The organism is Arcticibacter svalbardensis MN12-7, from assembly GCF_000403135.1.
In the GTDB taxonomy this organism is placed as follows: Bacteria; Bacteroidota; Bacteroidia; order Sphingobacteriales; family Sphingobacteriaceae; genus Arcticibacter; species Arcticibacter svalbardensis.
Genome location: NZ_AQPN01000069.1, coordinates 39,718 through 52,844, shown reverse-complemented (window position 1 = coordinate 52,844; position 13,127 = coordinate 39,718). Strand labels below are relative to the sequence as shown.

The 13,127-nt window shown below is 41.3% G+C and carries 10 protein-coding genes and 1 pseudogene; 8 read left to right on the top strand and 3 right to left on the bottom strand.

The genetic code is table 11. The annotated features are described in order from the left end of the window. From sov to ADIARSV_RS08520, 6 genes and pseudogenes are all read left to right on the top strand, one after another. The coding region (gene sov, locus ADIARSV_RS08545; RefSeq protein WP_040299552.1) for a T9SS outer membrane translocon Sov/SprA at positions 1 to 5,053 on the top strand (5,053 nt) is incomplete at its 5' end. Between the two features lie 45 nt (positions 5,054 to 5,098). Next, positions 5,099 to 5,482 carry a glycine cleavage system protein GcvH gene (gene gcvH, locus ADIARSV_RS08540; protein WP_016195063.1) on the top strand — a complete coding sequence of 128 codons (384 nt, stop codon included), beginning with the start codon at positions 5,099 to 5,101 and terminating at the stop codon, positions 5,480 to 5,482. Further along, positions 5,479 to 5,877, top strand: a complete 399-nt coding sequence (locus tag ADIARSV_RS08535) for a VanZ family protein (protein ID WP_016195062.1) — start codon at positions 5,479 to 5,481, stop codon at positions 5,875 to 5,877. The genes gcvH and ADIARSV_RS08535 overlap by 4 nt, the downstream gene beginning before the upstream one ends. Before the next feature lie 238 nt (positions 5,878 to 6,115). Beyond that, a pseudogene (locus tag ADIARSV_RS23155) lies at positions 6,116 to 6,279 on the top strand (FeoA family protein). 10 nt (positions 6,280 to 6,289) lie between these two features. Next, the gene (gene feoB, locus ADIARSV_RS08525; protein WP_016195060.1) at positions 6,290 to 8,392 is read left to right on the top strand and encodes a ferrous iron transport protein B; all 2,103 of its coding nucleotides are present in this window, start codon (positions 6,290 to 6,292) and stop codon (positions 8,390 to 8,392) included. Between the two features lie 10 nt (positions 8,393 to 8,402). Then, positions 8,403 to 9,023 carry a SprT-like domain-containing protein gene (locus ADIARSV_RS08520; RefSeq protein ID WP_016195059.1) on the top strand — a complete coding sequence of 207 codons (621 nt, stop codon included), beginning with the start codon at positions 8,403 to 8,405 and terminating at the stop codon, positions 9,021 to 9,023. Here ADIARSV_RS08520 and ADIARSV_RS08515 read toward each other — a convergent pair. Beyond that, complete coding sequence (locus tag ADIARSV_RS08515) at positions 9,020 to 9,799, bottom strand: hypothetical protein (protein WP_040299551.1); 780 nt, start codon at positions 9,797 to 9,799, stop codon at positions 9,020 to 9,022. The genes ADIARSV_RS08520 and ADIARSV_RS08515 overlap by 4 nt on opposite strands. A gap of 167 nt (positions 9,800 to 9,966) precedes the next feature. On the opposite strand from ADIARSV_RS08515, the gene ADIARSV_RS08510 reads away from it, so the two are divergent. Together ADIARSV_RS08510 and ADIARSV_RS08505 are read left to right on the top strand one after the other, a co-directional pair. Beyond that, positions 9,967 to 10,755, top strand: coding sequence for a DUF4198 domain-containing protein (locus ADIARSV_RS08510; RefSeq protein WP_016195057.1), 789 nt, complete (start codon positions 9,967 to 9,969; stop codon positions 10,753 to 10,755). A 2-nt stretch (positions 10,756 to 10,757) separates the two neighbouring features. Continuing rightward, a complete protein-coding gene (locus tag ADIARSV_RS08505) occupies positions 10,758 to 11,285 on the top strand; it encodes an OmpA family protein (RefSeq protein ID WP_016195056.1) in 528 nt (175 codons plus the stop codon). Between the two features lie 24 nt (positions 11,286 to 11,309). Here the strand turns inward: ADIARSV_RS08505 and ADIARSV_RS08500 are convergent, their stop codons facing one another. Together ADIARSV_RS08500 and ADIARSV_RS22820 are read right to left on the bottom strand one after the other, a co-directional pair. Then, positions 11,310 to 12,494, bottom strand: coding sequence for a lytic transglycosylase domain-containing protein (locus tag ADIARSV_RS08500; RefSeq protein ID WP_016195055.1), 1,185 nt, complete (start codon positions 12,492 to 12,494; stop codon positions 11,310 to 11,312). Between the two features lie 57 nt (positions 12,495 to 12,551). Further along, entirely contained in the window at positions 12,552 to 13,106 is a 555-nt protein-coding gene (locus ADIARSV_RS22820; protein WP_262482230.1) for an amidase family protein, read from the bottom strand. Positions 13,107 to 13,127 lie beyond the last annotated feature (21 nt).

The following is a 13,127-nucleotide window of genomic DNA, read 5'->3' as shown; positions in this document are numbered from 1 at the left end:
TGCCGGCTCGGTACAGGTTTTTGCGGGGACACTTCCGCTGGCAGAGGGGGTAGATTTTACTGTGGATTATAATATTGGCCGGGTGCGGATTTTGAACCAGGCTTTGTTGAATTCGGGTCAGACGATCCGGATTAAACTGGAGAGTAATGAGCTGTTTGGACTTCAGCAGCGTTCGTTATTTGGCTCCCGTCTTGATTATAAAGTGAGCGACCGTTTTAACCTTGGGGGAACGATTATGAACCTGACGGAGAAACCTTTGACCGCGAAGGTAAACATTGGGGAGGAACCTATTTCGAATACAATGTGGGGGCTTGATGCGAATTACAGTTCAGATTCGAGATGGCTGACACGGATGGTGGATAAAATACCCTTTATTGATACGAAGGTGCTTTCGTCGGTGACGATGTCGGGGGAATTTGCTAACCTGATCCCCGGTCATCCTAAGTCGCTGGATTTTGCCGGCAGTACAAATGGGGTGAGTTATGTGGATGATTTTGAGGGCACCCGTTCTATCATTGATTTGAAGAGTGCGATTGGCTGGCAATTGTCGGGTACGCCGCAACAATTTCCTGAGTCAACGTTGAGTAATGATCTCGCGTATGGCTTTAACCGTTCCCGTCTGGCGTTTTATAACCTGGATCCTATATTTTTTAACCGGGCGGGTTCTACTGCGCCTGCTAGTATCCGTTCGAATAAAGATGAGCTTTCGAATCATTATGTGCGGGAGGTTTATGAGCAGGAGGTATTTCCGCTGAAACAATCGCCTACTGGTTTGGCGCTGACGCTACCTACTTTTGATCTGGCGTTTTACCCGATGCTGCGTGGACCTTATAATTATACGACGACGGGATTGAACCAGAACGGGCAGTTGCTTAATCCAAAAAGCCGTTGGGGTGGTTTGTTTCGTAAACTGGAAACGACAGATTTTGAGTCCTTAAATGTGGAGTTTGTGGAGATCTGGATGATGGATCCTTTTATTTACAAACCGAATTCGGAGGGTGGGGATTTATACTTAAATTTGGGTAATATCTCAGAGGATATCCTGAAAGATGGCAGGAAGTCGTTGGAAAATGGCTTGCCTGCTGATGGGGATGAGAGTCGCACAGATAGTACGCAATGGGGTAGGGTGCCTAAACTTCAGCCTATTATTCAGGCATTTGACAATAATTCAGAGGTTAGAAAGGTGCAGGATGTAGGTTTGGATGGATTGGGTGATGCGGTTGAACAGCAATATTTTGCTCCTTTTATCAATCAGGTATCAGGTCAGCTGACCAGTGCTGCGGCTGCGGAGATCAAATCGGATCCATCATCAGATAATTATCAATATTACAGAGGCGGAAGTCTGGAGGATACGAATGCCGGGATCTTGAAGCGGTATGAGAAGTACAATGGAACAGAGGGCAATTCGAAAACGATAGCGCAGTCGCTGGCGGAAACGGGTATTGAGAACTCGGCGGCAACATCATTGCCGGATGGTGAGGATATTAACCGGGACAATAACATGTCGTTAACGGATGAATATTATCAGTATAAGATTTCAATCCGTCCGCAGGATATGGTGGTGGGTCAGAACTTTATTGCAGATAAGGTGACGTCGACAGTGAAACTGGCAAATGGCAGTTCGCAACAGGTATCCTGGTATCAGTTTAAAATTCCTATTTCGCAGTATCAGCAGCGGGTAGGGAATATAGAAGATTTTAAGTCGATTCGTTTTATGCGGATGTTTATGACTGACTTTGCTGATTCTGCGGTGCTTCGGCTGGCTAAATTGCAGTTGGCAAGAGGGGAGTGGCGCAGGTATAATTCGGAAAATAGTCCGGCAAAAGTATTGGTTGATCCTACTTTAGGCACTAACCCCGGGTTAGACGCTTCGGTGATGGATGTGAGTACGATTAATATTGAAGAGAATGGAAAGCGGACGCCTATTCCTTATGTGGTGCCACCGGGCATTACCAGGGAGCTGGATTTAACAAATTATACAGGCAGTACGCAGCAAAATGAGCAATCGCTGTTGGTTAATGTGAAGAATCTGCGGGATGGTTATACGAGGGCGGCGTTTAAAACGGGCTATAATGATTTCAGGTCGTATGGTCGTTTGGAAATGTTTATACATGCGGAAGGCGACTTGCTTCAGGACAATGAAATTTCTGCGGTAGTGAGGATTGGAACGGACAATCAGGATAATTACTATGAGTATGAGATTCCGTTGCAGATTACTCCTGCGGGTACAAGTGATCCGTATTCGATTTGGCCGGAGAGTAATGCGATGGATCTGGACCTAAAGAATCTGCAGGCTGCTAAGGCGGAAAGAAATAGTGCTTTGCTGGATGGCTTACCCTGGCCGGTAAATGTGCCTTATGTGTATACGGATGGCTTGAATACAATCCGGGTGATGGGACAGCCCGATCTGAGTAAGGTGAGGGTTTATATGGTGGGGATTAAGAATCCGCTGCGTACCAGTACCCGACCGGGTGGTGATGATGGGTTAGAGAAATCGGGACAGGTGTGGTTTAATGAACTGCGTTTAACGGATTTTGACGAGCGCGGGGGATGGGCTGCTACCGCTAGAATGAATGCGAAATTGGCGGACTTTGCTGATGTGACGGTTTCGGGAAGTAAGAGTACGGTTGGTTTCGGGTCTATTGACCAGCGTACCAGTGAGCGGAATAGAAGTGATGATAAATCGGTAGATGTGGCGGCTAATGTGGAGCTCGGTAAGTTTTTCCCGGCAAAGGCAGGGATTCAGATTCCGGTGTTTGTGCAGGTTTCCACACAGAATAGTACGCCACAATATGATCCGCGGTCTTCGGATCTGGAGTTGAAAACAGTGTTGAAGAATCTTTCGAAGGTTCAGCAGGATTCTATCCATAGGATCGTAGATGATTATACACAGAGGAGGAGTTTTAACCTGACTAATGTGCGTAAAATTAAAACGGATCCTACGAGTAAAAGCAGGATCTGGGATGTGGAGAATCTGAGTGCTTCTTATTCGTTTACGGATTATAGTCACCATGATTACATCACTGAAAGATCAGTGCAGAAGACATATCGTGGAAGTCTGGCTTATAACTACAGCAGTAAGCCTAGGAACTATACGCCTTTCGCAAAGATTATTAAGTCGAACACCTTTGCCCTGTTGCGTGATTTCAATTTCAACCTCATGCCTTCTGTGCTGAACTTCAGGATTGATGTGGACCGTTTGTATACCGAGAACTCGCTTCGGGATAATGACCCGGGGAATGTGTTGCCGCTGTCGACGTTTAATAAGAACTTCCAGATGAGCAGATTGTACGGGATCAGCTGGAACTTGACTAAGTCGCTGCAGTTAGATTTCAACGCGACGAATTATTCTATCATTGATGAGCCACAGGGAAGGGTGAATGGATTGGCAAGGGATACGATTTGGGACAACCTGAAAAAGCTGGGGCGAACGACTGATTACAATCATACGATGAATGTGAGTTATACAGTTCCGATTAATAAAATACCGGGGTTCAGCTGGACGAATGTCATTGCCCGTTATGGAACTAATTTTAGTTGGAAAACCGAGCCTTTAATTACGCTTCGGGATCCGACAATTGATTATGGAAATACGATTCAGAATTCGAGGATCATCCAGATTAATCCTACTTTGAATTTTGTGGGTTTATATAATAAGTTTGATTTTGTGCGCAAGGCATCCCGGGATAAAGGGTCTTTAAATTCCTTGCTGGTGGGTGCGGTTACGAGTGTTAAGAACTTAGCGGGTGCTTATACGATTACAAATGGAACCTTTATGCCGGGTTATCTTCCGGGTACGAATCTGCTCGGATATGATATGGATGAAAATGCACCGGGCTGGGGATTTATTTTTGGAAGTCAGCGCGATATACGGGGAAAGGCGATTGAAAAGGGTTGGATTACACGTGATACTTTGCAGAATCAATTGTATGTGACCAGCAGAAAAGAAGATATTAACTTAAGAGGTACGATTGAACCTTTCAAAGATTTGCGAATTGAGCTGATCGCATTGAAGAGTTCCAACTTTAACTATTCAACAAATTTCAGGTTTAACCAGGTGACCAATGAGTTTGAAAATCAAAGTCCGGTGACAAGTGGCGACTTCAGTATTTCCTTTATCGCCCTGCGTACTGCATTTGGGAAAAATGCTTCATCAGGGAATACCAATCTGTTCCGGAAGTTTGAGGCGAACAGGTCTGCTATATCCTCCAGACTTGCGACAGGAAATCCGAATTCGAATGGTGTAACGGATGGTTATGCGGATGGATATGGTAAAAACTCGCAGGATGTTGTTGTTGCCTCTTTTATTGCTGCGTATACGGGACAGGATGTTTCATCTGTGAGTTTGAAACGTTTTCCGGGCATACCTATACCAAACTGGCGGATATCATATAATGGTTTAACGAAGTATGATTTCTTCAGCAATATGTTTAGCTCGTTTAATTTAAATCATAGTTATCGTTCCACTTATAATGTAAATGGCTTCAATTCGCTGGTGCGGTATGCAGAAGTGGATGGTGCAGTGAGTGTGAAGGATGCGCAGGGTAATTTTCTGCCTTATTATCAGTTTACGCAAGTGACCTTGTTTGAGCAGTTCGTTCCGCTAATTGGCGTTGACTTTAGGTTGAAGAATAATGTGTCGATGAACTGTGAATACCGTCAGACCAGGGGATTGAGCTTAAGTCTAACCAATAGCCAGCTGGCTCAGCAGGAAGAAAAGGGTTTTGTTATGGGTATGGGTTATCGTTCGGCTAATTTCCGCTTTCCTTTTGGGCTGTTTGCCTCCAGGAAGTCGAAGAACGATGTGAATCTTAAAATGGATGTTGCAATAAATGATATTAAAACGGTTATTTATCGTGCGGATGTTGAAAATGCCGAAGTGTCATCGGGCGCAAAAACGATCAGCATAAAACCTTCTTTGGATTATATATTGAATCAGCGGTTAAATGTCCGTTTTTTCTATGATGGAAGCGTCAATAAGCCGTATACATCGCAAACTTTTAATACTTCGTTCAGTAATTTTGGAATAAATCTGAAGTTTACTATCCAGTAAGCATAGAAAAGTAATTTCATTACAGTATTTTTGAAAAAAAACAACATGAATTTTCCTTCAGAGTTAAAATATACCAAAGATCATGAGTGGATCCGTTTGGATGGTAACAATGCTGTAATTGGTATTACTGAGTTTGCACAAAGTGAATTAGGTGATATTGTGTATATTGATATCAATACCATCGGTCAGGAAGTGGCTAAGAATGAAGTTTTCGGTACAGTGGAAGCGGTTAAAACGGTTTCGGATCTATTTATGCCTATAGCGGGTACTGTGCTTGAATTGAATGATAAACTGGATGCTAATCCTGAATTTGTGAACCAGGATCCTTATGGTGATGGATGGATGGTGAAAATCGAGGTAAAGTCTATTCTTGATTTTGATGATCTTCTGAATGCTGAAGAATATAAAGATCAGATTGGCGTAAAATGATCAAAAGCTTAAAATACCAGTTACCTGCCATTTTATGGTTGGTACTGGTGCTGGTGATTTGCAATGTGCCGATGAATGATATCCCGGGAAGTTCTCAGGAATATTATGAGGGTTTTGATAAAACGGTTCATACGGGTTTATTTTTCGTTTTAACGATCCTGATTCTTTACGGCAGTATTAATTCCCATAAAAGTCTTTTTTTAAGCTTTTTTACCATTTTTAAAATTGCCTTTTTAAGCTTTTTTTTCGGGGCGTTTATTGAAGTGTTGCAATGGAAAGTGTTTACTTATCGTTCTGGTGACTGGTGGGACCTGTTTTGTGATACGGTAGGTGTAGGGATGGCCGTTTTTAGCTACTTGGTTTTATGCAGAACGAGACATGGAAAGAAGATTTAAATTGATTGTCCTGGTTCTTGTTGTCTTGATGTCCAGTTCGTGTGGAATCTTTCGAAAAAAGTGCAATTGTCCGCATTTTAGTAAACAACCTATTAATTTTACAAATAAAAGGTAATCTTAGTAGGAGTCTTATTTGGATTTATACCAAATAAGGACTATTTTTGTGTATAGATAATCACAAATGAAGCTATCACAATTGCGCCCGGGTCAATCAGGTATCATTAAAGAGTTTACCGATCTGGAAATGTCGGTTAAATTAATGGAAATGGGATGTTTACCCGGAGAATTGATTTGGTTGATCGTTTTGCTCCTTTGGGTGATCCGATAGCAATTACAGTATCTGGTTACCAGTTGAGCTTACGTATGCAGGAAGCTTCGACTATAGTATTGCAGCACTTATAATTGAATTAACTTGAAGGTAGCGCTAGTTGGTAACCCTAACACAGGTAAATCTACGTTATTCAACGTCCTAACAGGATTAAATCAGAAGGTTGGTAATTTCCCGGGTATCACTGTCGATAAAAAGACAGGAACTTGTAAGTTACCGGATAAAAGAAACGCACTGATCATTGATCTTCCCGGAACCTATAGTCTTTATCCTAAAAGTAAAGATGAATCTATTGTCTTTGAGGTTCTTGCTGATGTCAAAAATCCTGTGCACCCTGACCTGATCATTGTGGTAGTAGATGCCACTAATTTAAAGCGAAATCTGCTGCTCTATACGCAGGTTGCCGACCTTAAAATCCCCGTAATCATTGCTTTAAATATGATGGATCTGGCTAATAAGTCGGGTTCAGTCATTAATGTAGATGCTCTTTCTGAAAAATTGGGTGTGCAGATTGTGCCTGTTACTGCCAGGCAGGGAATCAATATAGATAAATTAAAAGAAGCAATTGCTTATAATCCGACGATTGCTTTACAAAAAGACACGATTGAGGTTAGTCTCCTGGCACCGGAACTGATCCATAAGATAGGTGAGGAGTTGTTACTGGATAGCCCCTATGTCGCGCTTCAGATGGCACATCAGCATGAGAATTTGCGTTTTCTGACGCATGACGAGAGCGACCGGATTGAAGAAATTGAACAGGAATTCTCCTTTCACTCGCAATCTTCAAAAGCAGAAGAAACTATAGCCCGATATAATTATATCAATAAAGTTCTCGCAGACACCGTAACAACAAGTTCTGGACCGAAGAAAGAAACGCCAAGCAATAGAATAGACAAGGTTTTAACGCATAAGATCTGGGGTTTTATCATTTTCTTTTTTATTCTTTTTATCATATTTCAATCCATTTTTGCCTGGTCTGCCTACCCTATGTCACTCATAGAAAATGCTTTTATGTGGCTGACGGGTTTAGTTCATGCTAATCTGCCTGCCGGGGTATTGACGGATCTGCTTAGTGATGGAATTATTGCCGGTTTAAGTGGGGTGTTGGTATTTATACCTCAAATCGCTATTTTATTCGCCTTTATCTCCATTCTGGAAGATACCGGTTATATGGCAAGGGTCACCTTTATGATGGATAAAGTGATGCGGAAAGTAGGGCTTAATGGTAAGTCTGTGGTGCCTATGATTGGCAGTCTGGCCTGTGCCGTTCCCTCCATTATGAGTACCCGGAATATTGAAAGCTGGAAAGACAGGATGATCACTATTATGGTTGTTCCACTGATAAGCTGTTCTGCCAGACTTCCGGTATATGCTGTTTTAATTGCCTTAGTAGTGCCTGATACAAAAGTATTCGGGTTTTTAAATCTGCAGGGACTGGCATTGATGGGTATGTATTTCATCAGTTTTATTGCGGCTATTGTAGTGGCTCTTGTGTTTAAACTGGTGTTGAAAGCAAAGGAAAAGGGATATTTTATCATGGAGCTTCCCGTTTACAGAATGCCACGCTGGGACAATGTATTGCTGACCATGTTTGAGAAGGTGAAAACATTTGTACTCGAGGCAGGAAAAGTGATTATTGCGGTATCTATTGTGTTATGGGGACTCTCTAATTATGGTCCGCCGGGCAAGCGGGCGGAGGTAAAAAGTAAATACCAGTCTCGCGAAGTCATCAATACCTATACACCAGCAGAACTTAATCTGCATCGTTCATCCGAATTGCTGGAATCGTCCTATGCTGGAGTAATCGGTAAATTTATTGAGCCGGCTATTGTTCCCCTTGGGTATGACTGGAAAATTGGAATTGCCCTGATCACCTCATTTGCTGCCAGGGAAGTTTTTGTAGGTACTATGGCTACGATTTATAGTGTGAGTAATGATGAGGTGCATATTTCATCTGTTACAGATAAAATGAGGGATGCGCGGAATTCCGATACAGGGCTTCCGGTCTTTACATTGGCATCTTCTTTTTCACTCATGATATTTTATGCCTTTGCGATGCAGTGCATAAGTACTATTGCCGTAGTATACCGGGAAACAAAATCCTGGAGATGGCCTTTAATTCAATTTGTTTATATGACAGCGCTTGCTTATGTTGCAAGTCTTATTGTATTTAACCTCTTAAAATAGGGACAGATTCGTGGATAAAGTTAAAATTCTTGCTAAATACATGCCTGAACAAGCGGCTCCTGTAATAGCCAGGTGGATTGATCACTATAAATGTGATTTTAAAGTGTCTGTGAAAAGAAGTACCAAAATGGGTGATTACCGGGCGCCTTTTAAAGGTCAGAATCATCGTATTTCCGTTAATCATGACCTCAACCCTTATGGATTTTTAATTACTACGGTTCATGAGTTTGCTCATTTGCTTACCTGGAACGAAAATAAGAATAAGGTGAAACCTCATGGGGCAGAATGGAAGACGAACTTCAAGAGGATGATGCAGCCATTTTTTGATATGCAACTATTTCCGGACGAGTTGCATCAGATCATTGTACGTTATCTGCAAAATCCTGCTGCCTCAAGTTGCAGCGATTTGACGTTATTCCGTGCTTTGCAGGCGTTTAATGCGACATCAGATCTCCGGTTTGTGGAAAGTCTGCCCGTTGAATCGTCATTCATGCTGAAAAATCGCTTATTTAAAAAGGGGAATAAAATCCGAACCCGATTCAGCTGTGTGGAAGTAAGTACCGGTAAAATTTACCTTTTTCATCCTATGGCGCAGGTTGTGCTCATAGCACCTGCTGACAATAAAGATTAGTTGATGCTTCCACTTTTATAAACGGCTTCGTCATCAATAATATCGAAATCAAGGTGAAGCTTATCCCCAATAAATTTTTCTGTATTGGATACCAGTTCTGTGATGAATTCATCTTCTTTTTCTACCCGGATCACTGTTCTGTAGGTACCTAATCCTGGCCGGCTGAGTACAATATACCGTACTCGGGAATCTTCGGTAATGCCTTCAAATACTAAATTGAATTTGCCTTCTCTTTTAAGTGCATCTGTCATGAATGAAACAGTACTGTCCAGGTCGAGATTAGCTCCTTTTGTTGGCGCATAAGGGGCGGCATTGAAATCGGAAGAATTATTCCCTTTTTTGGACTCTGCAAAGAATAATATATTATTCCTGAAATATTCTTTTTTAGACTGGTAGGCGAAATCAATGGATTCATTATGATGATTTTCTTTAAACAGGATCACTTTGCCTTTATTCAGATAATAGTATTTTGCAATGTGACCGTATTGGTTGCTTTCGCCATTTTCAATGTATAATAGTGGTTCGCCATTGTTGAGATAAGCAGTGATATAAAAGGAGTAATCACCCAACGTATAGATCATACTTTGTTTCTTTTCATATTCAGGAACCAGAATATCTAAAGAATCTCCATACCTGCTGATATTTTTTTCATCTGTATAAGCGTTAGCATTCATCAGAGACTGAGGATGCTTCTGTTTTTGATTTATGCGGTCACAGGAGGAGAGGCAAATAAGAAGAATGAAAGGAAATAGAAAACCCGATATAGCTATTTTCATGAATGGTTTGTCATGTACATGTAGCCTTTAAACAAAAATAAAGGCAAACCGTTTAGATTAATTTAAGCGAAAAAGGTTAAAATTTAACATATTTCCATGTAAATAGCTTATTTCATTCCATTAAACACAGATTAAAAACTTGTAAGTTTGAGTTTCAAAAAAGCAAAATGAAATACATATATACAACATTCCTAATTTTACTTTTCGCAACAGCTGGATCAGCACAGGAATACTATCTTAAGCCCCAGACATTCATTCCAAATGCAGAGAAGGAAATTGCAATTGATATCTATCGCGGCAATAAATTTGATACCACAGCAGACAGAAAAATTGAAAATGTAAAAATTAAAAGTGCAGCCTATTTTAAGGAATCAAAACCGGTATCACTTATCGATAGCGCAGGAGCCTTAAAATCTACCTTTCTGATACCGTTGAAAGATAAAGGACTTTACCTGGCTTCTGTAGAGTTGTATGGCAGTGTGGAACAGAAATCAAAAACATCTTTAAGTAATCAGTTTACCGAGGAAGGATTTGCCGATTTAGCTGAAAAGATCGCGATGAAGCAATTGTTTTCTGTGAACAATCATTATGCAGTTAAAACATTAATCATGGCGGAGAAGGCATCAGGTGATGCCTATAAGATGCCTTCTGAAAGTGATTTTGAAATTGTATTGATGCAGAATCCTTATAAAATGAAATATGGGGAAGACGTTACCGTGCAGATACTTTCTAAAGGGAAAGCAATGCCAAAGGTTCATGTATCCATTGTCACTAAAACACTGAGCGGAAGTTTATTCAGCTCAGAGCAGATCAGTGATGATGACGGGAAGGTATACGTGAAACTAAATAGAGCTGGAATCTGGCTGATAAAAGCGATTAATATTGTGCCTGCGGAGAAGGAAGCGGACTTCGACAGATGGTTTTCTTCTTATAGCTTCAGTTTTAATAATTTATAATTATGATCAAAAATACCTGGATACTCGTTTTAATAGTCGCATTTGGTTCGTTCAGTTCCTGTAAAAGTAAAAAAGCACTGGTATCTATGCCGGTGAGTACTTCTTCTTCCGACAGCGATGCTGAATACGATGCTTACCGTAATAAATTACCCGATACCAAAATTGATAGGGTTCAAAGTGGGTTGAAGGTTACTTTTGACTCCGAAATCCTGTTTCCTATCAACTCTTCTTATCTGACAGAGCCTGCAAAAGCAAAGCTGTCTAGTTTGTTAGAGATGATTAAACAAAAAGGACATACTAATTTGTCTATTGAAGGGCATACTGATAAAACAGGTCCCCCGGATTATAATAAATGGTTGTCCGAAAAGAGGGCTTTATCAGTGAAGGCATTTGCTGTAAGTTTAGGCCTTTCAGATGTAGCCATCAGCACAGTAGGTTATGGAGATACCAAACCTGTTGCCGATAACAGTACGCCGGAAGGAAGAGCTAAAAACAGGCGTGTGGAGATCATCATTTCCAAAGCCAAATAAGTTTTGCTGGTATGATCCAGAAGTTTATCCACCGATAATCCTCAGGATCATACCAGGCTTAACAGCAGAAGGATTTTTGATTTTATTAATCACCCTGATTTCTTCTTCTGTGGCACCTCTGAATTGTTCTGCTATGGAGGATAAGGTATCGCCTTCTTTCACCCGGTAGGAAATTATAGAATCGAAACCTGATGCTCCGGTACTCTTCCGAACCGTTGTTCTTTGGTTTTGGAAAAACAGGTTGTTTGCCGCTTGTAATTGTCCGGCTGTTATTGCTTTTCCATTCAGCACATCATCAACCAGGCTATAATATACTTTGCGTGTAAGTGGCATAACCAGTTTTTGAGGCTTTTCAGGACTCCCTTTAATGATTTGCTGAATATAGGAAGGGTTTAATAGTGTAATCTCATCAATGGTCATATTGCTTGCCGCTGCAATTGAGCCTAAAGAAACGGTACTGCTTACCGGGATTGTTTCCGTTTCCAGTGCTATTTCTGCTTCTCCGGGTTTAATATCATGTTTCCAATAATTGTTCATGATATAAACGGTGGCAATATAAGCAGGGACATAATTTTGTGTTTCCAGTGGTAGATAACGTCTTATTGACCAATAATCAGTTTTACCGCCAGCTTTATCCATAGCCCATTTGATGTTGTTTCTTCCGCAGTTATAAGAGGCGATCGCCAGTAACCAGTCATCGTACATGTAATACGACTCCAGCAGGTAGCTTGCCGCAGCATTGCAGGCTAGTTTAGGGTCTTTGCGCTCATCAATCCAGTCATTAATCTGCAACCCATATAATTTACCTATCTCATATAAAAATTGCCATGGGCCAGTTGCCCCCATATGCGATACAGCATGCGGATCCAACGAGGATTCAATTACTGAGATATACTTGAGCTCTTCAGGCACATTACGGTTTTCGAAGATCTTGTCGTAGATAGGAAAGTAGTATTTGGAGAGACCAAGCATTTTAGATACCCGGCTCTTTTGCCCCCGCACATAGCCATCTATGTACCTTTGCACCTCTGCATTATAGGTTAAAGGAACCCTGTTCTGGATAGATTGAAGTGAACGTTTATAGACTAAAGAATCAGATAAACTGATCGTGCTGTTTCCTGAAGTCAGATTGCCAGTTGATGGATCAGCAAAAGTGCTGCAGATAGAACCAACAAGCAAAAATAGGGCTAGTGCCGCATTTTTTATCATTATATATCGCTTATAGCCAAACAATTCCGTTAAGTTGAGTGGGGCGTTATGGCTAATTTACTGAATTTTAGTCACTTCCATTAAATATTTCGAGAAAGCAAGTAACTCTGATTCGCCAAAACGTTTCCCAATAAGTTGAATACCTAACGGTAGGTTTCGCGAGTTATTACGTAAGGGAAGTGAGATGGCTGGAATTCCTGCCAGCGAAGCCTGTACCGTGAAAATATCTGCCAGGTACATGACAACAGGATCTTCGGTCTTTTCTCCTAGTCCAAAAGCGGGTCCTGGAGATGTGGGAAGGAGGATGAAGTCATGATCCCGCAGGATCTCGTCTGTCTTCTCGCGAATTAATCTTCTTACCTGTTGTGCCTTGCCATAGAAAGAATCGTAATGTCCTGCACTCAATACAAATGTTCCCAATAAAATCCGGCGTTTCACTTCAGTGCCAAATCCTTCTGAACGGGATTTCTTGTATGTGGATTCCAAATCTACCGCATTAGGACTTCTATACCCATAATGAACACCATCGTAACGGGCTAAGTTGGATGACGATTCCGCCATTGTTAATATGTAATAAGTAGGCACTACATAATCCAGGTAGGGGAAAGAAATAGGCTCTACGATATGACCTTC